This is a genomic window from Streptomyces sp. NPDC036822 (assembly GCF_055609145.1).
The window spans coordinates 1-23,987 of record NZ_JBVJPY010000021.1; the positions used below are offsets into that span (position 1 = coordinate 1).

Here is a 23,987-nt window from a genome sequence, read left to right on the forward strand (position 1 = left end):
TGCCCCGTCTACGAACGAGCCGGAGGCCACGCCTACGGCTCCGTCTACCCCGGCCCCATCGGCGCCATCCTCACCCCCCAACTCCGCGGCACCACGACCGACATCGATACCACCCTCCCCTACGCCTCCACCCTCTGCGGCGCTTGCTACGACGCCTGCCCCGTCGCCATCGACATCCCCGAAGTCCTCATCCACCTACGGGAGAAGGTCGCCGACCAGGGCGGCAAGGGGCATCGGCTGGAGAAGGCGGCCATGGGCGCGGCCGCGTGGGCCTTCGACCACCCCGGAATGTTCGCCACAGGTCTGCGCGTCGCCTCGCTCACCCGCGCTCTGCATCCCTCGCGCCTGCCGGGCCCCGGCCGGGCGTGGACCGACACCCGCGATCTGCCGCGGCTTCCCGAGCGTTCCTTCCGGGACTGGTGGAAGCAACAGCACGAGCACAAGGGAAAGGCGGACAGCCAGTGAACAGCCGGGAGCAGATCCTCGCCCGCGTCCGCCGGGCGCTGGAGAACGACCCGCGCCCCCCGGGCGACGGCGAGCGGGCGGTGGTCCGCGACTACGCGCGCGTACACGGGGACCGGACGCCCGAGGAGACCGTCGACCTGCTGGTCACCACCCTGGAGGAGTACCGGGCCGTCGTGCACCGCTGCCGCCCCGCCGGGCTCGCGGAGCTCGTCGCCCGGCTGCTCGACGAGCGCGGAGCCAGGAGTGTGATCATCCCCCGGGACCTGCCGGACGACGTGATCGGAGCCACGAGAAGCGAGGTGCGCCGGGAGCGGGACGACGACACCCCGCGGGATCTCGACACCGTCGACAGTGTGGTGACCGGCTGCTCCGTCGCGATCGCCGAGACCGGCACCCTCGTGCTCGACGCGGGACCGGCCCAGGGACGCCGGCGCCTCACGCTCGTGCCGGACCACCACATCTGCGTCGTCCACGCCCCCGCGCAGGTCGTCGGTTCGGTCCCCCAGGCCGCCGAACGCCTCGACCCCACCCGCCCGCTCACCTGGATCTCCGGCCCGTCGGCCAGCAGCGACATCGAACTCGACCGCGTGGAGGGGGTCCACGGTCCCCGGCGCCTCGACGTCGTCATCGTCGGCGCCACCGATCCCGGACGGAGCCCCGGGCCCGCCGCGCCGTGATCCGTCCCCGAGGTGCGCCCGACCGGGTGGGGTGCTGGGATGAGGCCGGGTCTCGCGCCGGCCTCCCGGCTCGGGCGTCGCACCGCGCGGAGCGGAGTGAGAGATGACCGCCCTCCCCTTCGAGGACACCACCGACTGCGACAACGCGGACCGCGGGTTCATCGGCGCTCTCACCCCGGCCGTCGTCACGGCGGAGGACGGCCGCGTCGTCTACGACAACGACGCCTACGCCTTCCTCGACGGGGACTGCCCCGACACCGCGAACCCGAGCCTGTGGCGCCAGGCCCAGCTCTGCGCCCGCCAGGGCCTGTACGAGGTCACGGAGGGGATCTACCAGGTCCGCGGGCTCGACCTGTCGAACATGACGCTCGTCGAGGGCGACCGCGGCGTGATCGTGATCGACCCGCTGATCAGCACGGAGACCGCCGCCGCCGACCTCGCCCTGTACCGCGCGCACCGGGGCGACCGCCCGGTCACGGGGATGGTCTACACCCACTCGCACGGCGACCACTTCGGCGGCTGCCGGGGCGTCCTGTCCCCGGGCGCCGAGCGGGACGTGCCGATCCTCGCCCCGGCCGGGTTCGACGATTGACGGCGTGCACATGGTCTTCCAGCTCACCCCCGGCACCGAGGCACCGGCCGAGGTGAACTTCCTCTTCCCGGACAGGCGGGCGCTCTGCCTGGCCGAGAACGCCACGCACAACATGCACAACGTCCTGACGCTGCGCGGCGCCGTCGTCCGCGACGCCCGGATCTGGTCACGCTACCTCGACGAGGCGATCGAGTACTTCGGCGACGGCTACGACGTGGCGTTCGCCTCCCACCACTGGCCCACCTGGGGCCGTGAGAACGTCGTCGCCTTCCTCTCCGCCCAGCGCGACCTGTACGCGTACATGCACGACCAGACGCTGCGCATGCTCAACGACGGGCTGACCGGCCCGGAGATCGCCGAGGAGATGCGGCTGCCGCCGGCCCTGGAGAGGGCGTGGCACACGCGCGGCTACTACGGCTCCCTCTCCCACAACGTCAAGGCGATCTACCAGCGCTGTCCGGGCTGGTTCGACGGCAACGCGGCGCACCTGTGGGAGCACCCGCCCGTCGAGATCTCCCGGCGGTACGTGGACTCGATGGGCGCCCCGAGCAGACCCTGGCGAAGGCCCGCGGCTACGCCGACTCCGGCGACCTCCGCTTCGCCGCCACCCTCCTGAACCACCTCGTCTTCGCCGACGCCGGTCACACGGATGCCAAGCAGACGCTGGCCGGCGTCTACGACAGGCTCGGTCAGGGCGCCGAGAACGGCCCGTGGCGCAACTTCTACCTCACCGCGGCCATGGAGCTCCGGCACGGGGCCGACCCCGTCTCCCTGGACACCACCAACCCCGAGCTGACGGCGGCCCTGACCACCGACATGCTCCTGGACTCCGTCGCCATCCGCGTCGACGGCCCCCGCGCCGGGCACGAGGACCTCACCATCGACCTCGTGCTCACCGACGAGCGACGCCGCCACCGCCTCACGCTCCACAACGGCGCTCTCACCCACCGCTCCACTCCCGACGGGGACGAGCCGAAGAGCCCGGCGGGGCTCACCCTGCGCCTCACCAAGCCACAGCTCCTCGGCATCCTCGCCGGTCAGGGTCTCGACGGAGTCAGCACCGACGGCGACGCGGGGCTGCTAGCCCGCCTCCTCTCCTACGTCACCGCACCGGACACGGCCTTCCCCGTCGTCACGCCCTGAGCCCCGTCACAGCCGAGGCCCCCTCAGACGTACGAGTCGATCAGGCGGGACAGGTGGCGGCCGGCCAGGAGCAGGGGCGTCTCCGAGCGGGTGATCTGGGCGGAGACCTCGGCCCCCTCCAGGGTGTTGACGACCGTGGCGGCCAGGGACTCCGCCTCGGGGCCGGGGAAGCCGCAGCCGAGGAGTTTGTCGGCGACCAGTCGCTGCCAGGACGCCAGGGCTTCGGCGCAGGCGCGCTGGATGGGGTTCTCCGTGCCGAGGGTCTCCAGGGCGGCCGCGGTGACGGGGCAGCCGTCGATCCAGCCGGAGGCGCGCAGTTCGGTGGCGAGCGTGCGGGCACACGCGTCGACCGCGGCGCCGGGGGCGTCCTCGCCGTCCAGGGCGTTCCGCAGCAGCGCGGCGAACTCCTCCCGGCCGTGCTCCATGGCCGCCACGGCCACGGCTTCCTTTCCGCCGGGGAAGAAGTGGTAGACGGATCCGAGGGTCGCCTCCGCCTCCTGTGCGATCTGCTTGATGCCCGTGCCGACATAGCCCTGACGCTGGATGAGGCGGGACGCGGCGACGACGATGCGGTCGCGGGTGCCCCCGGCCCCGCCGGCCCCGCCGGTCCCGCTCGTCCTGCCGGCCCCGCCGACGCCGTCGGCGCTGCTCGCGCTGCTCTTCTGCATGCGGTGAGCTTACCGAGTCATTAAGTAGAGCGTTCGTTCTAGAACCGTGCTAGCTTCATCCTTGTCACTGGATAGAGCGTTCGTTCTAGACCTTACGAGGAGAACTCCGCATGCGCACCAAGAACACCGGCTCCACCCGGTCCGTCACCGTCATCGGACTCGGTCCCATGGGCAGCGCCATGGCCGACGCCTTCCTCTCCCAGGGCTACGACGTCACCCTGTGGAACCGCACCGCCTCCCGCGCCGACGCGCTCGTGCGCCGCGGCGCCGTCCTCGCCGCCTCGCCCGCCGAGGCGGTCGCCGCCAACGAACTCGTGGTGCTCAGCCTCACTGACTACGAGGCGCTGTACGCCGTCCTGGACGGCGTCGACCCGGCGGTCCTGGACGGCCGGGTCCTGGTCAACCTCAGCTCCGACACGCCCCGCCGCGCCCAGGAGGCGGCCGACTGGGCGCGGGAGCGCGGCGCCGTCCAGCTCACCGGCGGGGTCCTCGTCCCGCCCTCGGGCATCGGCAGCCCCGGCTCCTCGGCCTTCTACAGCGGCCCGCGCGAGGTCTTCGAGGCCCACCGGCCCACGCTGGAGGTGCTCACCGGCACCGACTACCGAGGCGAGGACCCCGGCCTGGCCGCCCTCTTCTACCAGCTCAACATGGTCATGTTCTGGACCGCGCTGAGCTCCTACTGGCAGGCCCTCGCCCTGGCCGACGCGCACGGCATCAAGGCCGCCGACCTCCTGCCGCACGCCCTCGGCGCCCTGGATCTGGCGCGGTTCCTGGAGTTCTACTCACCTCGCGTCGACGCGGGCGACCACTCCGGGGACGTCGACCGGCTCGCCATGGGACTCGCCAGCGCCGAACACGTCCTGCACACCGTCCTGGACGCCGGCGTCGACGGAGCGTTGCCCGCCGCCGTCGTCGACCTCTTCCGGCGCGGCGTCGACGCCGGCCACGGCGGCGACAGCAGCTCCAGCCTCGTGGAGGTGCTCAAGCGACCCGCCGGCTGAGCGGCCGGCCACCCTGCCCGCCTGCCGCCCCTCGGCTCGCGGCCGACTTGACCTTGCCACGGTGACAAGCCCTTCACTGATGCCGAGGAGGTGGGCCCGATGGTCACACGGGACGAGGACACGAACACGCCGCGCGCTCTCCGGAACCTGGAGAGCGGCAGTTCGTCGGAACGACTGCGAGCCGCCATGGCGGTCGGTACGGATCCGGACCCCCGGTTCGTCGACGTGCTGATCTCCCGGTGCGCGGTCGAGCCCGAATTCCACGTACGGGAGATGCTGACGTGGGCGCTCACCCGCCACTCGACCGGGACGACGGTCACCAGGCTGATCGGGGAGCTCGGTTCGGAGCACGCGCAGGCACGAAGCCAGGCCCTGCACACGCTCTCCAAGATCGGGGACCCACGGGCCTGGCCAGCCCTCACCCGCGCGCTGCTGACCGACGCCGACGACGAGGTGGCGCGGAGCGCCTGGCGGGCAGCCGTCGCGCTCGTTCCCGAAGGCGAGACGGCCGGGCTGGCCGGGGTGCTGGTCACACAGCTCGGGCGCGGCGCACGGGAGACGCGGCTGAGCCTCAGCCGGGCACTCATCGCGCTCGGTGAGGCCGTCACGCCGGCCCTGCGGACGGCGATGACGGATCCCGCCCCTCGCGTACGCCTGCACGCGATCGCCACGGAACGGCTGTGGCGCGACCCGGATGCCGGATTCGAGTGCGCGATCGAGGAGGCGAAGCGCATCGTGGCCCTGGGCACGAACAGCGAGAAGGAGTAGTGGGCAGTGTTGATCGGTGAGGTGGCACGACGTTACGGAGTGAGCGCCCGCATGCTCAGGCATTACGAATCGCTCGGCCTGGTCCGGCCGACAGGACGTACCCGGTCCGGCTATCGGGAGTACGCGAGCGCCGACATCCGGCGCGTCTTCCACATCGAGAGCCTGCGGTCGCTGGGGTTGTCCCTGCGTGAGGTCGGGCGGGCCCTGGACGATCCCGGCTTCACGCCCTCGGGCCTCGTCGGGGACCTCACCCGCCAGACGGAGGAACGCCTCGCGCGGGAGACGGAGTTGCTCACGCGGCTCCGGCGGATCGGTGCCGCGGAACCCGACGACTGGGAGGACGTCCTGCAGATCACCGCCCTTCTGCAGGCCCTGGCGTCCGAGAGCGCCGGGAAGCGCCAGCGCGCGGCCCTGTCCTCGGTCGAGGAGGTGCCCGTGCCGGTGGAGGCCCTGGTCGAGGCGGCGTTGGGCGAGACGGACCCGAACGTGGCGGGTGCCCTGCGGTGGGCCCTGGCGCGGACGGGTGGACGGGGAACGGCACTGCTGGCGGAGGGACTGCGCTCAGCCGTGCCCGAGGTGCGCCGGCGCGCCGTCCAGGCCATCGCCGAGTTCCCGGGCGGGGAGTCGACCGCACTGCTGCGGGACGCTCTCGCGAGTTCCGACCTCGGGGTCCGCAGATGTGCGGCCCTGGCGCTCGGGGCACGCGGGGCGGCGGACGCGGTCCCGGTACTCGTCGACATGATCGTCGAGGAGGTGAACGACGTCGACGCGGCCGATGCGCTGAGCGCGTTGGCGAGCGACGCCGGGACGGCGGACCGGATCGCCACCCTGCTGGTCGACCGCCTCGCCGACGACACCGTCGCACCGTCCGCACGTCGACGGCTGACCGAGGCGCTCGCCGACGTTCCGGGGCCCACCGCATCACGCGCTCTCGCGGATCTGTCACACGACCCGGACCGCGCCGTCGCCCTGACCGCGACCTCCATCCTCACGCTCCGCGAAGCCCGGTGAGGACCCATCAGGCGCGCGGTCGCCAGGGTGGTCTCCTGTCGCCCCGATGGCGCGCCCGTCCTGGCGCCCGCCGTCGGGGCGGCCGTGTCGCTCGGCTCTGGGGCTCGGTTCGCCTCCGGGCGCTGGGTGCGGGTGCCGACGCCCGTGCGCCCTTCGGCTCCGGCCGGCCCCGGCGACGGCGAACCCGTCACCGCCGCCCGGCGCCTCGGCCCGCGCCGGCCAGCACGTCTCTGAGCGTGCGGGCGAACTCCTCCGGGGCGCCCTGCTGGCCGTACTCGCCGCCGAGGAAGCCTCCGTGGTGGCTCGGGAAGACGGTGAGGGTCGTGCCCAGCTCCCGCGCGATCTCCGCCGCCGCGCGGGCCGGCCACTCCCCCTCCGACTCCTTGCCCGCGGCGACGACCACCCGGGTCGGAGCTGCCCGCAGCGCGGCGGTGTCGGGCCGGAAGCCCGTGCAGCCGATCATGTTCTGGCCCAGCAGGGGGTCGTCCCGTGACCCGTCGTCCTCGGTCGGCAGTCCGAAGGCCGCCGGGTCCGGCGCCGGCGCGTCACGCCAGTCGTCGGGGAAGAGGCCCTTGCGGCCGACGGTGGCGAGGAACTTGGCCATCGCCGGCCCCATCCCCTCCCGGAGGTAGGTGGCGTGGATGTCCTCGCAGACCCCGAGGACGGCCTCGCCGTCGGGCAGCACCCTCGCCGCCGGGGGCTCGTGCGCGACGAGCGTCGCCACCAGCTCGCCGTGCCCGGCCACCAGGGCGAACGCGTTCACGGCGCCGCCGCTGCTCGCGAAGAGGTCCACCGGACCGGTGCCGAGCGCCTCGATCACCCGCCGCAGGTCGTCGGCGTGCTCCTCCGGAGTCGTCCGGCGAGCACCGTCGGTGCGGGCGCTGCGGCCGGTGCCCCGCGGGTCGTAGGTCACGACGGTGCGGTCGGCGAAGTGCCCCGCGAGCGTGCCGAAGCCGGCCGCGTCCATGGGCGAGCCGATCAGCATCAGCGGCCGGCCGCCCGTGGCGTCGCCGTCCGGCCGCAGTACGTCGTAGGTGACCGTCGCGCCCGGCGCGTCCACGGTGCGGGTCTCGGTCTTGACCATGTTCATCTCCTCGGGAAGAGCAACCACTGCATCTGTAGACCGACCCGGGCCCGACAACTCATCGGTCGCGGCCGTCCTTCTCTCGACCGCCCCGAGATGCAGCGACGTGCAACCAGCGGGTTGCACTCGGGACCTGGACGTGCAACTCTGGGGTTGCAACTCATGGTGACCGTAGCGGCGAAGGAGCCCCTCATGACCGACGACCGGATCGAATGTGAAACCCTGATCGAGGCGCCCCTGGAGCGGGTCTGGTCTTTGGTGGCCCAGCCCGGGTTCTGGGTGGCCGACAAGGCGAGCCTGCCCGGCACGGTGGCCGAGGAGGGCGCTTCGATGGTGGCGAGGAACGCCGAGCACGGCGACTTCCCCGTACGGGTGGAGAAGGTGGAGCCGCCGACGTACCTGGCCTACCGCTGGACCAGCGCGTTCCCCGGGGAGGAGCTCCGGGAGGACAACAGCACCCTGGTGGAGTTCACGTTGACCCAGGAGGACGACGGGACGCGGCTCCGTGTCGTCGAGAGCGGTTTCGCGGCGCTGGCCGGGTCCGACGACCTGCGCAGCCAGAACCTGAAGGACCACACCCAGGGCTGGCCCCTGGAACTGGAAGCCCTCGGGGCCCGCGCCGAACGCCCCGTGACGGACGAACCCCCCGCCGGGGACGTCGACAGCGTCCTCGGCGCGCTGGCCGATCCGACCCGGCGGCAGCTGCTCGACCTTCTGGCCGCACAGGGCGAGGCGTCCGCGACGACGCTCGCCGGGCGACTGCCGGTGTCGCGGCAGGCGGTGGTCAAGCACCTCGCCGTCCTCGACGCCGCCGGCCTGGTCTCCGGCGGCCGGGTCGGCCGCGAGGTGCGGTACGCGGTGCGGCCGGCGGCCCTGGACACGACGGCGCGGTGGATGGCGTCGCTCGCGGCCGACTGGGACCGCAGGCTGGCGCGCATCAAACGCGTCGCCGAGGCGGCGGAGCGGGACGACGGTCCGACACCCCCCGGCTGAACACGCGGCCGCTTCACGCGGAGCTGTCACGGGCGGCCGTCACAGGCGTACGACGATGAGGGCGATGTCGTCCCGGGCACCGCCCACCACGCCGAGGCGGGTCAGCAGCGCGTCGGCGAGATGGCCGGGGCTCAGGCGGGCATGGCGCCCGAGGGCGTCGGTGAGCCGGTTCAGACCGGCGTCGATGTCCTCGTCACGGCGCTCGATGAGCCCGTCGGTGTAGAGCACGAGGGTGTCGCCAGGGGCGTAGGACACGGTCGCGTGCGGGCGAGGGACGTGCTCGGGGCGGGCGCCGAGGGGTGGGTCGGTGGCCTGGTCCAGCAGGTCACAGCTGCCGTCGGGGTGGACGAGGACGGGTGGAGGGTGGCCGGCGCTGCTGTAGGCGACGCGTTCGTGGCGCGTGTCGATGACGGCCTGGACGACGGTCGTGGCCAGCGCCCCCTCCACCGAGCGGGCGTACAGGCCGAGGACCTCCAGGGAGGCGGCCGGCTTGTGCAGGGCGCGGACGGCGGCGCTCAGCGCGCTGCGGAGCATGCCCATGACGGTGGCGGCCTCCAGCCCGTGGCCGACGACGTCGCCGACCGCGACACCGAAGCAGGCGTCGGGCAGATCGACGACGTCGTACCAGTCACCGCACACGTTCAGCGAGCCCACGGCGGGCAGATAGCGCACCTCGACGTCCCCGTGCCGCTCCAGGTCCGGCGAGTGGAGCATCGCCCCCTGCAGAGCGATCGCGATCTGGCGTTCCCGGGAGTGCGCCTGGCGCAGTTCCTCGTTCAGCCGCTGGAGTTCCCGGGAGCGCGCGTACAGCTCGGCCTCCATCGCCTCCCGCTTCCCGAGCGGGCCTCCCGGTCCGGTCATGCGGGAGCGGACGAAGTCGGTCACGTCCTCCACCCGGTGGATGATCCACGCCACCCGCCCGTCCCGGCCGAGCACGGGGGTGTTGATCGGTGACCACCACCGTTCCTCGAAGGCCCCGGGCCGGTGTGCCACGGGGATGTCGTACTTCTGCACCGCCATGGTGTCCGGTCGCCTGGACTGCAGGACGCGGTGCAGCGACGCGTCCAGGTTCTGCACCCCGTCCGCGGTGGCGTCCTCGGGATTGTCCGGGAAGGCGTCGAACAGGTGCAGGCCGACCATGTCCTGCCTGCTCCGCCCGGTGGCCTGCAGATACGCGTCGTTGACGTCGACGATCACCAGATCAGGACTCAGCACCAGATACGGACTGGGCGTGGCGGCGAACAACGCCTTGTAGTCAAGGTCCGTTCTCACGGTCTTCGCGTCGGCCCCTTCCACCGGGCGCCCCCTCACCGCAGGCTCAGCACGTCCGCCACCGGCCTGCGTGGTGTCGCGTCACCCCGGGGGCCGTAGCCGAGACGGAACACCATGTGGACGAAGCCGACCGCGGAACTCGGATCGCGTACGGACGGGCGGAGCTCGGGCCATTCCAGGGGCTGCGACATCAGCGAGGTCGCGAGGCCGTCGAGCGTGGCCTGCAACAGCACGCGTTGCATCGCCTGACCCGCGCGCAACCAGTCCGCCGGAGTGTCCTCCACCGTGCCGAGCAGTGCGATCTGGGGGTGTGTCTCGAAGACCGCCACGGCGCGGTCCGCGACGCGGCGCCGGGAGTCGAAGTCCCGCGCGGGGGCGCTCACGCCGTACTGCCGCGGCCCCATGGCTCCGGCCGGGATGCCCTCGGTGACGGGTCCCTCACCGCCGCCCTCCGTACGGGTCCAGCCGGCGATCTCCGCGCGCACGGCCTCGCTCGCCGCCTCGAGCATCTCGGCGTCGCGTACGAGCCCCATGACGGCGTCGGCGTGCCAGGCGCCGGGCGTGATCAGCCGGCACCCCTCCAGCAGGGCGGCCGCGCCGAGCCCGTCGAGTATCGGCGCCGGGATCCGCTCGTCCGAGAAGGGGAACCGGCTCGTGTGCCGCCGTCGGACAGCGGGGTGGAGGTCCGCGAGCGCGCGGTCCGGGCTTCCGGTCGGCCGGAGTACCACGTCGGCCAGGTACCAGGGGTCCTCCGGGTCGGGGAGCAGCCGGACGGCCGGGGACCAGCCCTTGTCGGCGGCGGACACCCGCAGATTGAACAGGGCGGCGCCACAGCCCAGGTGCAGGGCCCGGTGGTCCGCGTCGGCGAGCGGCAGGCTCCGGCCGGGGTCGCCGTGGAGGGCCAGGGAATCACTGCCCGTGCGATGGTCGAATCTCCAGGGCTGGGCATTGTGCATGGAGGGCGCCGTCACGGCGTCCTCGACCAGCGACGTCACGACCGCCGCGTCGAGTTCTGCAGTGGACACGGCTCGTCCTGTCTGTGCGGGACCGCCGTGTACGCGGACGAGCGCGCCGGCGATCGTGTGCACCCCTGGGGTTCGGTCGGCCCTTCTTACTCCCCTCTTCGCATTGTCCCAGTTCGTACCGAGCTTCACATCGCGAAGCCACCACGCCACGCCTGTCGACCGCGGACGCGGGCCGTGGAAAGGGGTTCCGCCGGCCCATGCGGTGTCGAGCCCGCCGACGATCACCCTGCCGTCTCGTCGTACACCACCGCCCAGGGGCGCGGTGGCCCGTCCGGCGCGGGCGCGCCGTCGTCGCGACGCGGGGTCGCCGTACGGTCGCGGGCGAGCACGTCGGCCGCGAGCTCGGCGAAGTGAGGAGCGGCCGGGTGGGCGGACCGGCCCGCGGACCAGGCTCCGGTGATCCGCTGGGTGAGGGGGCGGCCCGCCAGCGCCCGCCAGACGACACGGGGCTCCTTGCGGGCCGTGGCCCCCTGGTCGAAGGCGACACCGTGGCCCGCCTGGACGAGGGCCAGCAGGAACTCGGGGTGCGAGGCGTGCCGGACCCGGGTGGGCACGAAGCCGCCGGCCCGGCAGGTGTCGATGATCCGGTCGTACCAGCCGGGGGCCTGGGCCCGCGGAAGGAGCACGAGGTCGTGTCCGGCCAGTTCGGCGAGCGGGACCTCGGGAAGCCGGGCCAGGGGGGAGACGCGGGGCAGGACGACACCGAGCTCCACGCACACCTCCGGGCCGAGGCGGAGTCCGGTGGCGTCCACGGGCTGGTGGACGAGGCCGACGTCGAGTCCGCCGGAGGCGAGCAGCCGCAGCTGCTCGTCGGTGGTGATCTCCTGGAGGTCGACGGCCATGCCCGGGTAGTGCTCCGCGCAGGCGCCCAGGAGCAGGGACAGCGTGGCGACCGTCGTGTCGGGGGGTACGCCCGCGCGCAGGGTGCCCAGATCCCCGTCCCCGGCCCGGCGGGCCAGCGTCCGCAACCGCTCCTCGCGAGCCAGCAGGTCGCGGGCTTCGTCCAGCAACAGCATGCCCGCGGAGGTCAGTTCGACCTGGCGGTGCGACCGGTCGAACAGCTCGGCGCCGAGGTCCTTCTCCAGTCTGCGTACCGCCTGACTGAGGGGTGGCTGGGCCATGCCAAGCTGGTCGGCGGCCCGGCTGAAGTGCAGCTCGTCGGCGACGGCGACGAAGATGCGCAGGTGGCGCAAGAGATCCACAGCCAGGGACCTTACGTGAGGGGCGAGTCGATGGTCGAGGAACGGATCCGTGAGGTCTTCGCGGGGGTGGGTGCCGAGGGGCTGCTGCACGCGGTCCCCATCGGCGGGGGGCCGGGTGGGGACGGAATGTCCGTCGGCACGCGTTCGGGGGCCGAGGAGGGGGCCGTCTGCGCGTGTGCGGGGGGCGGACGCGCCGACCGTCGGCATCCGCTCGGAAGCCGGCGGGGTGGCCGCCGACGCGGGCTCGGCAGCCGACGAGGTGGCCGTCGGCGCCGATGAGCCCGTCGTGATCGCCTCCCTCTTCAAGGTGCTGCTGGTCCTGGAGTTCGCGCGCCAGGTCGCCGCCGGCCAGCTCGACCCGCGTGAGCGGGTTCGGGTCACCGCGGCCGACCGGCTCGGGGGCTGGGGTACGGCAGGGTGCGCGGACGACGTCGAGCTGTCCCTGCGCGACCTGGCCTTCTTCGCGATCTCGGTGAGCGACAACTCGGCGGCGGACCTGCTGCTGGCACATGTCGGCCTGGACACGGTGCGGCTCCTGGCAGCGGAACTCGGCCTCGACGGGACCAGGATCGTGGGCGGACCACGCGACGTCCTGCGGTCGATGCTCTCCGAGGTCGGCGCGCGCGACGAGAGGGAGTTCGCCCTCCGCTACCCGGCCCTCCCGGACGACCGCAAGCGGCGCATGAGCGTGCTGGATCCCTCGCGGACCAACGCCGGCACGCCCCGGGAGATCACCCGGCTGCTGCGTCTCGTCTGGCGTGACGAGGCGGGCCCGCCGGACGCCTGCGCACAGGTGCGGGAACTGATGGCCCGCCAGGTGTTCCGGCACCGGCTGGTGTCGGGGTTTCCGGACGAGGTGACCGTCGCGGCGAAGACCGGCACCCTGCCCGGCCTGCACATGGAGGCGGGGGTCGTCCGGTATCCCGACGGCAGCCGCTACGCGGTCTCCGTCTTCGCCCGCACGCGGGAGCTCGCCGCCTCACGTCCGGCCGTGGACGCGGCGATCGGCGCCGCGGCCCGGATCGCCGTCGACTTCCTGCGCGCCCAACCCATCTGACCTGGTCTCATATGCGCCCGCGTATCGGACCCCCGGCATTTTGATCTTGGACGCCGGCCGGTACCTCCTGATCTCCTGGCCGCATGAGCGACGACACAGACGCACAGCGCCCGAAGCGGCGCATCCAGGGTTTCGGCCGACGTACGGTGCTGCGCGGCGCCGCGTTCGGGGCGGCCGTTCCGCTCCTCGCCTCCCCCGCCGTCGCGGCGGCGGGGGCGACGGCCCGCAGGGTCCCGCCGGCCGGCGCGGCGTCCTTCCGCTGGCTGGGTACGTCCGGCTGGCGCTCGGGTCGTCGGCACCGAGACCACCTACCACCTGCTGGTCGCGTTCGGGGTCGACCCCGGGCAGATCTCGGTGGTGAAGGGCGGCGAGGTACTGGACTTCGACGGACTCACCGTCGAGGTCGTGGCGAGCCTCCACAGTCGCAACAAGCGGCACACCTACTTCGCCCCGGGCACACTCGACGCGCCACCCCCGGCAGCCCCCCGCACCATCTCCGACCTGCCGGAGGGCGACACCCTGGCCTTCCAGGTGACGGTCGGAAGCGACGGGCCCTCTGCCTTCCTGATGGGCGCCAGCGACTTCTCCGAGCGGGCGGTCCAGGGACTCACCCCCGACCTCGCGATGGTCGCGGTGCCGTCCAGTGCCTCGACGTCCCGCTACGTACCGCGCCTGCTGCGTGCGCTCGGGCGGCCCGGCGTCGTCGTACCCGTCCACTGGGACAACTTCGAGGAGCCTTTGAGCCAACCGCCCCGCCGCGACCCGGTGATGGACCTGGACGCGTTCGTCGCCCTGGTCCACCAGGAGTCCCCGACGAGCCGGATCGTCGTCCCGGACTACCGCACCACCTACGGCGCGGACATGCGGCCGAGGCCCTGACCCGCACCGCGGAGCGAGGCTCTCCGGCAGCGGAGGGACGCCGACGCCCGGCTACGCGGTCCGCGTCGGCACGGCGTGGGCTCGCCGTCGCGGGGAAGCAGGAAGGGGACCCTGTCGGTCACCGCTCCGGAAGGCGGCGGCCCGCGGTGCGGCAGGCCGGAACGGAGCGGTGGTTTCATGACGATCGGAGTCCCCGCGAGCGGCTCGGCGCCCGGCCGGCGCGGGCGCGGCGCGTACGCCCGCGCCCTGGCCCGTACGCCGGTCGCCGTCTGGGTGGACGACCTCACCGACTGGGCCGCCGCCCTGACGTACTACGCGGTCCTGGCCGTCTTCCCGGCCCTCCTGGTGATCGTCTTCTCCACGGCGCTGCTCGGCACGGGCTCCCCGCAGGAGGTCATCGCCCAGCTGGAGGCGTTCGTGCCGGAGGCGGCCCACCCGGTGCTCGCGCAGGCGTTGGGCAGCCCGCGGGAGGACCAGTCGGTCCGGTGGATGCTGGTCGTGCTGACCGGGGGCGCGGCGCTGTGGTCCGCCACCAGCTACCTCGCGGTGTTCCGGCGCGCCCTGCACGCGATGTACGGGGTCCCCGACTGCCGCCCCGCGTGGCGGACGCTGCCCGCCACCCTGCTGAGGGCGTTGACCGTGCTCGCTCTCCTGGTCAGCGGCGTGCTGACGCTGACCGCCACCGAGCGGGTCGCCCGTGCCATCGGCCGGGGCATGGGAAGGGACCATCAGGCGGCGCTGGTGTGGGCGGGCCTGAAGTGGCCGCTGCTGCTCCTGGTGGTCGTCGCCCTGGTCCTGTTGCTCTTCCGGTCCGGGCCGCCCGAGGGCCGCGGGGTGCGGAAGACGGTCGCCGGCGGAGCCTTGGCGGTACTTCTCTGGCTGCTCGCGTCGGTGGGGTTCGCGTTCTACGCGGCGCACATCGCGACGTACGACCGCCTGTACGGCTCCCTCGCGGGAGTGGTGGCGTTCCTCGTCTGGCTGTGGGTGTCGCACGTCGTCCTGCTGGCCGGCGCGCAGTTCAACGCGGAACTCGCCCGGGACGGGGAGCCGCAGCGGCCTGACCCCTGCCCCGAGACGACGTGACGTACCGCCACCTCCCCCTTCCTCTCTCCTCTTGCGCCTTCCGCCTCCTGGTTGTCAGGTCCTGCCTCGGCGCCTGTTCCCTACGGCGAGCAGGACCGCCGCGCCGCCGACGAGGACGACTCCCCCGGCCGCCGTCCCGGCGTCGCCGGGCAGCGCGGAGGGCGCCTCGGCGTCGGCGGACGTCTCCGTCGACCGCGCCATCGCCTTGCCGGTGGGAGGGTGGGGCGCTGATGTGGCGGGCGAGGGGGCGGCAGGTGGCGCGGAGGGAGTCCTCGCCTCCGCGGCGACGGTCACGGTGATGTCCGCCTCGTCGCGGCCGAGCGCGGGATGACCCACCTCGACGGCTACCTTCCACCGGCCCGCGGGCAGCGCCTCGACGGTGGTGAAGCGCTTCTCGTCCGACCCGTCGCGGACCAGGAGCCAGGGTCCCGCCGCCCGCCCGCCGTCCGCGCTGACGGCGTTGACGGTGGCGGCGACCCGTTCGCCGACGGAGTCCTCGTCGTTCTCCCAGGTGATCCGGGCCGTCACACGCCCGTGCTCGTGTCCGACGATGTCGACCGCCAGGGTGCCTCCGTGGGCGCGGGCGGTACCGGCGGGGACGGCGAGGACCGACAGGACGGCCACCACCACGACGGTCGCCGCGGTCGCGAGACGCGGTAGGTGCACAGGCTCCTCCAGGGGTGTGTTCGATGCGAGGGATGAGGGGGTGGCGAGGGGGCCGGGGCCCGGGCCGGCGGACGGTCGCGTGCCGCCCGCCGGCCGTCACTCGCGCCTTGGGCCGTCACCGCGGTGGGCGGTCGTCCTCGTGGTGGACGGCGTCGGTGGGAGCGGGTCGAACCGGACGGGTCAACCGGACTTCTGCAGCGTCCAGATCTGCGCGGGGCCCGAGGACGCGTGCTGGAGCTCGATGAGCCAGGATCCGTAGTACGGCCGGTTGCTGACGCCCAGCGCGAAGCGGCTCGACCCCGCAGTGATCATCACGCCGTTGCCGAGGGAAGCCAGCCGCCACTGCTGGGCGGCGGAGTTGCCGCAGGGCTGCTGGGCCACCCACATGCCCGGGCCGGCCGTCCCGCCGGTCTGGAGGCACTTGCCCGTCGCGGCCGACCGGATCCGCTTGAACCCACCGCCCGCGTCGTCGAGGTACCACTGCTGAGGGGCGTAACCGTTGCGGGGTGAACCGACCAGGACCGTCCCGTCGGCAGCCCTGCCGCCCCAGACCTCGGCTGCCGTGCCGGTGGGGCCGTTGGCGAGGACGTAGCGCGCGTTCGGCACGTTGCCGCCGCCGTTGCCGTCGCCGGCGGTGCGGAAGGCGGTCGCCTTGCCCGGGCCGCTGTCCCGCCCTGACCGGTCCCGTACGGAGACGGCGACGGTGTGGTCGGTGCCGGGCTTCAGGTTGTAGACGCGGGCGCTGTTCGTCTGCACCCACCCGATGGCCTTGCCGTCGAGGAAGAGCTGGTACCAGGCGGCGTCGTCGACGGCCTTCCAGGTGGCCACGACGGAGTCCGACGCGACCTGCCCGACGGTCACCGTGGGCACCGTGGACGGTCCGCCCGTCGGCCCGCCCGTCGGAGTCGGAGTGCCGGTGGGCGATGGATCGGGCCGGGTGTTGCCCTTGTTCCGCATGAGGAACTGGCTGTCGGCGATGTTCCAGTGCGAGGCCAGATAGCTGCCGGGCTTCGGGCTGGTGTGGAAGTAGTCGTCGTGGTTGCAGTCGAGCCGGTTCTCGTAGGCGCCGTCCTGGCAGACCGAGCGCATCCGCGGGTAGTGCGGGCTGTCGGAGTAGCACATCACGTCCCACTCGTCGGTGCAGTGGGCGCCCCGGCTGGTGTTGGGTGCGCTGTTGTTCACCGCGCCGAGGTTGTGGCCCAGTTCGTGGGCGGCGGTGTGCCCGCCCCAGCAGCCGGTGTCCGTACGGCCGTAGGAGGGACCGAAGTTGCTGAGGTTGTTCTGGGCGGGCCGCTCGTCACCTGCGAAGGTGCCGATGCCGCAGTACACCTGGGTGTCGGCGAAGATCATGTACTTGCGGTCACGCCGGTCGAGGCCCCGGGCGGCGAGCGCCCGGTTCATGGCGCTGAACTCGGCGAGGGCCGAGGCGGGGAGCTCGATGTCGAGCACGGTCGGCACGCAGTCGGAGCCGGTGACGTAGCGGATGTGCCGCACTCCGCCGGTGTCCTCGGCGCTCGCGGAGAAGATCAGGTCGGCGTCGGCCGCCCACTTCCGGAAGGACGCCAGGTACGTGGCGTACCGGTCCGTTCCGGGGGCGTGGGCGTAGACGACCTGGACGCGGTTGCCGGTCGTCCCGTCACCGTCGCACTGCACGGTCTGTCCCGTGGGGCCGGCGGCGGACGCGTCGCGCGTGCCGGTTGCCGCCCCGGCCGGCGGGGCGCCCTTCCGCGGCGCGGCGGCATCGAGCGCGGGGGCGGTGGTCCGGGGCAGCTCGGTGCCCGAGGGCTTGCCGTCGGACCCGCCGGGCACCGGTTCTGCCGGGTTCGGCGCGGGGGCGACCGCCTTGACGGCCGGAGGCGTGTCCTTCTTGATGTCGACGCCCTTCGGAGGGGCGTCGGGGCCGTGGGTGCAGTGGCCGGCCGCCGTGCGGTAGACACCGGCGCACGGATCCCCCTCGGGCGCGGGTGTCAGGCCCTCGTAGACGAGTCCGCGCTCGGGCTCGCTCTTCGGCTTCTCGACGAGGGGGTCGGGCTCCTCGTCGCGCGTGGGCTCGGCGGCCGGCTCCGTCGCCGCGCTCGGTGCGCCGGCGGGCCGCGCGAGGGGCAGCGCTCGGTCCGTGCCGGCCGCCGGCCCGGCGGCCTCGTACGCGACACCTCCGACGACCGCCAGGGCGGCGACGGCCGCGACGAGTATGAGGCCGGGGGGCTTGCGGCGCTGGGTCCGGAGTCTTCGACGTCCTGACACGTGGCACCTCTTCCTTGATCGGGAACGGTGCGGGGAAGCCTGCCAGACCATCGGGAGGGGCAATTGAGACATAGAGGGGCCCAAGGAATGTGTGCATTCCGTTATGCGGTGGTTCTAAATGATGATCTCTCACATCCCTTTCCAGCAAGCCGAGTTGAAGCCACGCCTCACAAATGGTCCAGCCCTTTCCTGACTTCTCGTTATGCGATCGAGATATACGCGACGCCTATGTGACGGGGCGTCAACGGAATGTCTCACTCCAAGGAATTCCCGTCGTCACACATGGTGCGGAAAATGAAATACATGCTTGGAGAAGCCATAAGGCCACTCCGGAGCGAGGAGTGGCGCAGCTCACATACTGAGCAGTTGGTAATGTGCATCGCCTGATGGGAACGTGAGGACGGCGGGGTCCGCGGGAGTACCCCGCCGGACATGTCAGGGTTGAGGAGCGACTGTGCGTGCGATACACGTCACCGAATTCGGCGGGCCCGAAGTACTGCGACTGGTGGAGATACCCGATCCCCGGCCCGAGGCGGGCCGCCTGCTGATCGACGTCTCCGCCGCCGGCGTCAACTACGCCGATACGCACGCGGTCGAGGACTCCTACCTGTCGCGTTCCGCCCTCCCCATGGTCCCCGGCGGCGAGGTCGTCGGCCGCACGGAGGACGGACGCCGGGTCGTCGCCCTCGCCGACCTCTACGGCGGGTACGCAGAAAAGGCGTCCGTGCAGCAGGACCTGGCGATCGACGTCCCCGACACGGTGGGGGACGGGGAGGCGTTGGCTCTGATCGTCCAGGGCCTCACCGCGTGGCACCTGCTCCGCACCGCGGGGCGCATGGCCTCGGGCGAGTCGGTCGTCGTGCACGCCGCCGCGGGCGGCACGGGTTCGCTCGCCGTCCAGCTGGCGAAGACCTTCGGCGCGGGACGCGTCATCGCCACCGCATCGACCCCCGAGAAGCGTGAGCTCGCGCTGTCCCTCGGCGCGGACGTCGCCGTCGACGCCGGTGCGGACGACCTCAAGGCACGTCTCATCGAGGCCAACGGTGGCAGGAAGGTGGACGTCGTCCTCGAAATGACCGGCGGCCCGGTCTTCGACGAGTCCCTCGCCGCCCTCGCGCCGTTCGGCCGGCTGGTCACGTACGGCATGGCGAGCCGCCAGGCCCCGAGTCCCGTCCACGCGGCGCAGCTGATGGGCCGGTCCCGGGCGGTCGTCGGCTTCTGGCTGATGCACGCGGTCGGACGTCCCGGCATGTACCGCGAGCCGATGTCCGAGCTGCTCGCCATGGTCGCCGACCGCCGTCTGAAGCCACAGGTGGGCGGGGTCTACCCCCTCTCCGAGGCGACCCGCGCCCACGAGGACCTGCGGGCCCGCAGGACCGTCGGCAAGCTGGTGCTCGACACCTCCCGCTGACGGAACGGCGGGGCCCCTCCACCCGGCGGAAGACACCGAGTTCCGGCCCGACGGCTCCCGGGGCCGGGGCCCCGGCGGCGTCCACGAGGAGGGGTCCTGGCGACCCTGCGAGGCCGGGGCCCTGACGGCCCCACGAGGAGCAGGTCCTGGCCGCTCCGCGAGGACGGGCCCGTCCTCACCGGAGGTCGCCTCAGCCGCGGGTGTGCTCGACGAGCCGAGCGAGCAGACGTGTACGGGGAACCATGGACACGACGTCGACGTACTCGCCGTCCGCGTGGGCGCCCGCGCCCACGGCGCCCAGGCCGTCCAGCGTCGGGCAGCCCGCCGCCGCGGTGTGGTTGCCGTCCGAGGCGCCGCCGACGGCGATGCCCCGCGGTGGCTCCTGGCCCAGTTCGGCGGCGAGCCGGGTGGCGAGCGCGAACAGATCGGCGGAGGACTCCGGCTCCATGGGCGGCCGTTGCGTGCCGCCCAGCACCTCCAGCCGGGCGCCGGGCGTCCGGGCGGTGAGGCCGCGCATGATGTCGTCGATCCGGTCCTGCGCGGCCCGGGTGGGTGCCCGCACGTCCACCGACAGCCGCGCAAGGGCGGGCACCGTGTTCCGCGTGCTGCCGGCGGACAGCAGGGTGGGCGTGACCGTCGCCGGGCCCAGGACCGGGTGGGCGGCGGCGCCGACGGCGCCGGTCGCCACCCCGAGGCGGGCGACGGCCAGCACCTGGTACGCGACCTCGATCGCGGCGTTGATCCCCTTGTGCGGTTCCAGGCCCGCGTGTGCGGCGCGACCGTGGACGACGACCTCATACCGCGACGTGCCCTTGCGGGCGATCTTGAGCGCACCCTGCGCGTCGGCCGACGCCTCCAGCACCAGGGCGGCCGCGCACTGGCGGGCGGTCTCCTCGATCAATCGGCGCGAGGTCGTGGAGCCGACCTCCTCGTCCCCCGTGACCAGGACGCACACCCCGTCCAGGGAGCGCAGGGAGGCCAGCGCGTGGAACATCTGGACCAACCCGGCCTTCATGTCGAGGACTCCGGGCCCGCGAGCGATCCCGTCGGCCGACGACCAGGGGTGGTCCCGTAACGAACCCATGGGCCAGACCGTGTCGTGGTGCCCCATCAGCAGGACCCGCGGGGTGCCGAAGACCCACCGCAGATGGGTCACCCCATCGATGACGAGGGTCTGCGGCGCGGCCCCCAGCAGCCGCGCCCCGAGGGCGGCGACCACCTCGGCGCTGCGCGCCACCGCCACGTGATCGGCCGAGAAGGACTCGCAGCGGACGAGTTCCTCCAGATCGGCCAGCATCGCCGGCAGCGCGGGCACGACGGCCGCCGGGGTCACCGGTCCCGCTCCGTCTCGACGTCTCGTGAGGTCAACACATCTTCTCCCTACGGCAGATGGGTGGATGACGCGGCGGCGCCTCTACCCCCTCCGGAGCACCGCCGCGTGAACGACGTTAGGGCGGGGGCGGGTATGCCACCAGCGACTGGTTCGCATGGGACCCATGCGCCCATGGCATGTGTCAGGGCACGATGGTTCGGGTTCGGCGGACGTCGTGGAGGGGGGAAGCGTGTTCGACATCGACGCGCTGCGGGTGCTGGTGGCGGTCGCCGAGAGCGGATCGTTCACGCAGGCGGCGGTGCGGCTCAACTACACGCAGTCGGGGGTGTCCCGGCGGGTCGCCGCCCTGGAACAGCAGGCGGGTGGACCGCTCTTCGACCGGCTGCCGCGGGGCGTGCGGCTGAATCCCGCCGGCCGTACGCTGCACCGCCACGCCGTGGAGGTACTGGACCGGCTGGGGCGGGCCCGGCGCGAGCTGGCCGTCCTGCACGCCGGGCACGGCGGGCTGCTGCACGTGGGGGCGTTCTCCACCGCCAACGTCTCGCTGGTGCCCACCGCCCTCAGGGCGCTCCAGGACGCCCGCCCGGACGTCGAGGTCGTCGCGATGGAGGGCCCGACCGACACGCTGATGGCGCGCCTCGCGGACGGGGCGCTGGACCTCGCCGTCGTCAGCGACTACCCGTCCGGTCTGCCGTCGGCGGACGGCGTCACGACGAGCGTGCTGTGCGAGGACGAGCTGTTGGTCGCTCTCCCGCGCGGGCACCGCCTGGCCGGCGCCGACACCGTCGATCTGGGCGAACTGCACGACGAGGCATGGCTCCAGAGCGCCTACGGAGACCGTCCCACGATGCTCGCCGACGCGTTCGCGAGGGCGGGCATCACCCCGAGGAAGATCATCCGGATCGCGGAGTGGACGGGGAAGTTCGGCTACGCGGCGGCCGGACTCGGAGTGGCGCTGGTCCCCTCGCTGGCCGCCTGGGCGGTCCCCGACGCACTCGTCCTGCGCCGCCTCGCCGACCCGGCCCTGCGCCGGACCGTCCATGTGGCGCTGCCCGCCGCCCCGCTGCCCACGGCGCGGAGGCTACGGGACCTGCTGCGCGCCACCGTCGCGGGACGGGGCGACCCGCTCGCGGGCGAGTGAGGCGCGTGTCCGCGTGTCCTCGTCCCGGCCTTCGACGAGCGGGGTCAGGCCGTCGAGGAGCGCCGTGAGGCCGCGTTCGAAGAGCACGTCGAGGCGCAGGTCGTAGCCGTCGTCGAAGGCTCCGACCACCTTGGCGAAGGTCGGGAAGCGGCCGTCTTCCACCAGCGCCTGGAGAGCGGAGGCGCGACTGTCCATCCACTGGTCTTCCGACTGGCCGGTGGAGGCTTCGGCGTGCGCCTCCCACTCCAGGTGCACCGCCAGACCCTGCACGTGGCTGTAGATCAGGACGTGGATGTCGAACAGCGTGACGGGGTCGAGGCCGTGACCGTCGAGGGCGGCCAGCATCCATTCGCCGTGGACCATGAGATTCGGCACGAGCAGCGGGCGGGTGAGGGAGCCGAGCTGGGCCAGCCACGGGTGGCGGCGGTACAGCGTCCAGAGGGTCCGAGCGCCGCACTCGACGCGGGAGCGCCACCCTTCGGGCGCTTCGGCCGGGTAGGTCTCCTCGCCGAACGCGGCGTCGGCCATGAGCAGGACGAGATCGTCCTTGCTGGGGACGTACCGGTAGGGCGACATGGCGGCCACGCCGAGGCGGGCCGCGACGCCGCGCATGGAGAGCGCCGAGAGCCCCTCGGCGTCGGCGATGTCGATGGCGACGCGGACGATCCGGTCGAGGGTCAGTTCCTGCTCGGTGACGGCGGCGGGTGACGAGCGCCTGCGGGGCGGAGCGACGGAAGCGGCGCCGGGAAGGGTCCCCGCGACGACGGTGCCGGCGCGGGGGCGCGTCTCCACGAGCCCTTCGAGGCGCAGGGTGGTCAGCGCCCTGGTGGCGGTGGCGAGCGCGACCCCCTGGTCCCGGGCGATCTGACGGGTCGAGGGGACCCGGTCGCCGGGGGTCAGTTCGCCGTCGGCGATGCGCCGGCGGATCTCGGCGACGATGCGCAGATAGGGCGGCCGGCCGGGTGCGCCTGTGGCCTTCGTCACGTCCTGCCGTCTCCCTTGTCTGTACTAGTGCAGAGGCTAGCAGCGGGGACGCCGGGCGGAGGGGGACTGTCCTAGAACAGGGGCCTGACACGGCCGGTTGAGGGGCCTGCGCGTACGTCGTACGTTCACCGTGCGTACAGCGTCATCAGCCCTCTGAAGGAGCTTTCCGTGCAGACCGTTCTCATCTCCGGTGGCGGCATCGCCGGGCCCGTGCTCGCCTCCTGGCTGCGCCGCCACGGCTTCGAGACCACCGTCGTCGAACGCGCCGCCGGTCCCCGCCCCGGCGGCCAGGCCGTGGACGTGCGCGGCGTCGCGCTCGACGTCCTCGCACGCATGGGCCTGCTGGAACAGGCGCGGAGCGTCCGCACCCGGATGCGCGGCATGTCGGTCCTCGACCCCGAGGGCCGGGAGATCGATCGCTCCACCGAGGCGACCTTCAGCAGCGGCCGGCTCGACAGTGAGGACATCGAGCTGCTGCGCGAGGACCTGGTTTGGATGGTGTACGAACACACGCGCGCGGACGTCGAGTACCTCTTCGGCGACAGCGTCACCGCGCTCGACGAGGACCGGAGCGGGGTCCGCGTCGACTTCGCCCACGGGGCCTCCCGCACCTTCGACCTCGTCGTCGGAGCCGACGGCCTGCACTCGAACGTACGGCGCCTCGCCTTCGGCCCCGAGGACCGCTTCGCCCATCACCTGGGCAGCTACCTCTCCGTGTTCGGCGCGGACAACTTCCTCGGCCTCGACCGCTGGCAGATGTGGCTACGGGACGGGGACGCGGGGTTCGGCATCATGCCCGTGCGCGACAACACCGAGCTGAGGATCGCCTTCGGCTTCGAGTCCGCGCCTCTGGAGCACGACCCGCGCGACAACGACGTCCTCAGGCGACTCGTCGCCGACAAGCTCGCCTCCCTGCGGTGGGAAGGGCCCCGCCTGGCCGAGGCCGCCCGGGAGGCGCCCGACTTCTACTGCGACGCCATGGCGCAGATCCGCATGGAGCACTGGTCGCGGGGCAGGGTCGCCCTGCTCGGAGACGCCGGGTACTGCCCCTCCCCGCTCTCGGGGCAAGGCACCAGCCTGGCCCTGGTGGGCGCCCACGTGCTGGCCGACTGCCTGGCGCGGGCGCGGGGCGACCACCACGCCGCGTACTCCCGCTACGAGCGGAGGATGCGCCCCTTCGTCACCCTCAACCAGGCGCTGGCCACCGAGAACGCAGGCGGACCCGCCTCCGAGGAATCCGTCGCACACGCCAAGAACGCACTGTCCCTCGACGACTGAGACCTTCCCC

The 23,987-nt window shown here is 73.0% G+C and carries 19 protein-coding genes and 4 pseudogenes; 14 read left to right on the forward strand and 9 right to left on the reverse strand.

The window, feature by feature from the left end:
• From ACZ68P_RS31225 to ACZ68P_RS31235, 3 genes and pseudogenes are all read left to right on the forward strand, one after another.
• Positions 1–465: lactate utilisation protein LutB domain-containing protein (locus ACZ68P_RS31225; protein WP_471012136.1), on the forward strand; the 465-nt coding region annotated here is incomplete at its 5' end.
• Positions 462–1,142: a LutC/YkgG family protein gene (locus ACZ68P_RS31230; RefSeq protein WP_471012137.1), complete on the forward strand. Its 681-nt coding sequence runs from the start codon at positions 462–464 to the stop codon at positions 1,140–1,142. The genes ACZ68P_RS31225 and ACZ68P_RS31230, both read left to right, overlap by 4 nt.
• A 103-nt stretch (positions 1,143–1,245) precedes the next feature.
• Positions 1,246–2,877: pseudogene (locus ACZ68P_RS31235) on the forward strand (alkyl/aryl-sulfatase).
• A gap of 23 nt (positions 2,878–2,900) precedes the next feature.
• Here ACZ68P_RS31235 and ACZ68P_RS31240 read toward each other — a convergent pair.
• Complete coding sequence (locus tag ACZ68P_RS31240; RefSeq protein WP_471012139.1) at positions 2,901–3,545, reverse strand: TetR/AcrR family transcriptional regulator; 645 nt, start codon at positions 3,543–3,545, stop codon at positions 2,901–2,903.
• A 110-nt stretch (positions 3,546–3,655) separates the two neighbouring features.
• Here ACZ68P_RS31240 and ACZ68P_RS31245 point away from each other — a divergent pair, with 110 nt between their 5' ends.
• From ACZ68P_RS31245 to ACZ68P_RS31255, 3 genes are all read left to right on the forward strand, one after another.
• The gene (locus ACZ68P_RS31245) at positions 3,656–4,546 is read left to right on the forward strand and encodes an NAD(P)-dependent oxidoreductase (RefSeq protein ID WP_471012141.1); all 891 of its coding nucleotides are present in this window, start codon (positions 3,656–3,658) and stop codon (positions 4,544–4,546) included.
• Between the two features lie 99 nt (positions 4,547–4,645).
• The gene (locus tag ACZ68P_RS31250) at positions 4,646–5,314 is read left to right on the forward strand and encodes a HEAT repeat domain-containing protein (protein ID WP_471012143.1); all 669 of its coding nucleotides are present in this window, start codon (positions 4,646–4,648) and stop codon (positions 5,312–5,314) included.
• A gap of 6 nt (positions 5,315–5,320) precedes the next feature.
• Positions 5,321–6,325, forward strand: a complete 1,005-nt coding sequence (locus ACZ68P_RS31255) for a HEAT repeat domain-containing protein (protein ID WP_471012144.1) — start codon at positions 5,321–5,323, stop codon at positions 6,323–6,325.
• Positions 6,326–6,512: 187 nt separating this feature from the next.
• On the opposite strand, the gene ACZ68P_RS31260 is transcribed toward ACZ68P_RS31255, so the two are convergent.
• The gene (locus ACZ68P_RS31260; RefSeq protein WP_471012146.1) at positions 6,513–7,409 is read right to left on the reverse strand and encodes an alpha/beta fold hydrolase; all 897 of its coding nucleotides are present in this window, start codon (positions 7,407–7,409) and stop codon (positions 6,513–6,515) included.
• Positions 7,410–7,601: 192 nt separating this feature from the next.
• Between ACZ68P_RS31260 and ACZ68P_RS31265 the strand changes: the two are divergent.
• Together ACZ68P_RS31265 and ACZ68P_RS31270 are read left to right on the forward strand one after the other, a co-directional pair.
• A pseudogene (locus tag ACZ68P_RS31265) lies at positions 7,602–8,039 on the forward strand (SRPBCC domain-containing protein); the annotation flags it as partial.
• Positions 8,040–8,402 carry an ArsR/SmtB family transcription factor gene (locus ACZ68P_RS31270; protein WP_471012309.1) on the forward strand — a complete coding sequence of 121 codons (363 nt, stop codon included), beginning with the start codon at positions 8,040–8,042 and terminating at the stop codon, positions 8,400–8,402. It begins immediately after the preceding pseudogene.
• A gap of 39 nt (positions 8,403–8,441) precedes the next feature.
• Here ACZ68P_RS31270 and ACZ68P_RS31275 read toward each other — a convergent pair whose 3' ends face one another.
• From ACZ68P_RS31275 to ACZ68P_RS31285, 3 genes are all read right to left on the reverse strand, one after another.
• A complete protein-coding gene (locus tag ACZ68P_RS31275; protein WP_471012147.1) occupies positions 8,442–9,674 on the reverse strand; it encodes a PP2C family protein-serine/threonine phosphatase in 1,233 nt (410 codons plus the stop codon).
• Positions 9,675–9,709: 35 nt separating this feature from the next.
• Positions 9,710–10,699, reverse strand: coding sequence for an Acg family FMN-binding oxidoreductase (locus tag ACZ68P_RS31280; RefSeq protein ID WP_471012149.1), 990 nt, complete (start codon positions 10,697–10,699; stop codon positions 9,710–9,712).
• A gap of 221 nt (positions 10,700–10,920) precedes the next feature.
• A complete protein-coding gene (locus ACZ68P_RS31285; RefSeq protein WP_471012310.1) occupies positions 10,921–11,892 on the reverse strand; it encodes a LysR family transcriptional regulator in 972 nt (323 codons plus the stop codon).
• Positions 11,893–11,931: 39 nt separating this feature from the next.
• Between ACZ68P_RS31285 and ACZ68P_RS31290 the strand changes: the two are divergent.
• The 3 genes and pseudogenes from ACZ68P_RS31290 (at position 11,932) to ACZ68P_RS31300 (ending at position 14,920) form a co-directional block, all read left to right on the forward strand.
• A pseudogene (locus ACZ68P_RS31290) lies at positions 11,932–12,958 on the forward strand (serine hydrolase).
• A gap of 83 nt (positions 12,959–13,041) precedes the next feature.
• Positions 13,042–13,837: pseudogene (locus ACZ68P_RS31295) on the forward strand (MBL fold metallo-hydrolase).
• A gap of 177 nt (positions 13,838–14,014) precedes the next feature.
• Complete coding sequence (locus tag ACZ68P_RS31300; RefSeq protein ID WP_471012152.1) at positions 14,015–14,920, forward strand: YihY/virulence factor BrkB family protein; 906 nt, start codon at positions 14,015–14,017, stop codon at positions 14,918–14,920.
• A gap of 54 nt (positions 14,921–14,974) precedes the next feature.
• On the opposite strand, the gene ACZ68P_RS31305 is transcribed toward ACZ68P_RS31300, so the two are convergent.
• On the reverse strand, positions 14,975–15,586 hold the full coding sequence (locus ACZ68P_RS31305; RefSeq protein WP_471012155.1) for a hypothetical protein: 612 nt from the start codon (positions 15,584–15,586) through the stop codon (positions 14,975–14,977).
• 180 nt (positions 15,587–15,766) lie between these two features.
• On the reverse strand, positions 15,767–17,830 hold the full coding sequence (locus ACZ68P_RS31310; protein WP_471012157.1) for an RICIN domain-containing protein: 2,064 nt from the start codon (positions 17,828–17,830) through the stop codon (positions 15,767–15,769).
• A 454-nt stretch (positions 17,831–18,284) separates the two neighbouring features.
• On the opposite strand from ACZ68P_RS31310, the gene ACZ68P_RS31315 reads away from it, so the two are divergent.
• The gene (locus ACZ68P_RS31315) at positions 18,285–19,241 is read left to right on the forward strand and encodes a quinone oxidoreductase family protein (RefSeq protein WP_471012159.1); all 957 of its coding nucleotides are present in this window, start codon (positions 18,285–18,287) and stop codon (positions 19,239–19,241) included.
• 190 nt (positions 19,242–19,431) lie between these two features.
• Here the strand turns inward: ACZ68P_RS31315 and ACZ68P_RS31320 are convergent, their stop codons facing one another.
• Positions 19,432–20,538 carry a M20 family metallopeptidase gene (locus tag ACZ68P_RS31320; protein WP_471012311.1) on the reverse strand — a complete coding sequence of 369 codons (1,107 nt, stop codon included), beginning with the start codon at positions 20,536–20,538 and terminating at the stop codon, positions 19,432–19,434.
• Between the two features lie 265 nt (positions 20,539–20,803).
• On the opposite strand from ACZ68P_RS31320, the gene ACZ68P_RS31325 reads away from it, so the two are divergent.
• A complete protein-coding gene (locus ACZ68P_RS31325; RefSeq protein WP_471012161.1) occupies positions 20,804–21,715 on the forward strand; it encodes a LysR family transcriptional regulator in 912 nt (303 codons plus the stop codon).
• Here the strand turns inward: ACZ68P_RS31325 and ACZ68P_RS31330 are convergent.
• Positions 21,656–22,699 (reverse strand): TetR/AcrR family transcriptional regulator C-terminal domain-containing protein, encoded by a 1,044-nt coding sequence (locus ACZ68P_RS31330; protein WP_471012164.1) that lies wholly within the window; start codon positions 22,697–22,699, stop codon positions 21,656–21,658. The genes ACZ68P_RS31325 and ACZ68P_RS31330 overlap by 60 nt on opposite strands.
• 168 nt (positions 22,700–22,867) lie before the next feature.
• On the opposite strand from ACZ68P_RS31330, the gene ACZ68P_RS31335 reads away from it, so the two are divergent.
• On the forward strand, positions 22,868–23,977 hold the full coding sequence (locus ACZ68P_RS31335; RefSeq protein ID WP_471012165.1) for an FAD-dependent monooxygenase: 1,110 nt from the start codon (positions 22,868–22,870) through the stop codon (positions 23,975–23,977).
• The last annotated feature ends 10 nt before the right edge of the window (positions 23,978–23,987 follow it).

Bases quoted from the DNA above. Each gene is read 5' to 3' on its own strand.
- ACZ68P_RS31240 (WP_471012139.1), bottom strand. From the start codon at position 3,545: ATGCAGAAGAGCAGCGCGAGCAGCGCCGACGGCGTCGGCGGGGCCGGC.
- ACZ68P_RS31260 (WP_471012146.1), bottom strand. From the start codon at position 7,409: ATGGTCAAGACCGAGACCCGCACCGTGGACGCGCCGGGCGCGACGGTC.
- ACZ68P_RS31250 (WP_471012143.1), top strand. From the start codon at position 4,646: ATGGTCACACGGGACGAGGACACGAACACGCCGCGCGCTCTCCGGAAC.
- ACZ68P_RS31320 (WP_471012311.1), bottom strand. From the start codon at position 20,538: ATGCTGGCCGATCTGGAGGAACTCGTCCGCTGCGAGTCCTTCTCGGCC.
- ACZ68P_RS31300 (WP_471012152.1), top strand. From the start codon at position 14,015: ATGACGATCGGAGTCCCCGCGAGCGGCTCGGCGCCCGGCCGGCGCGGG.
- ACZ68P_RS31245 (WP_471012141.1), top strand. From the start codon at position 3,656: ATGCGCACCAAGAACACCGGCTCCACCCGGTCCGTCACCGTCATCGGA.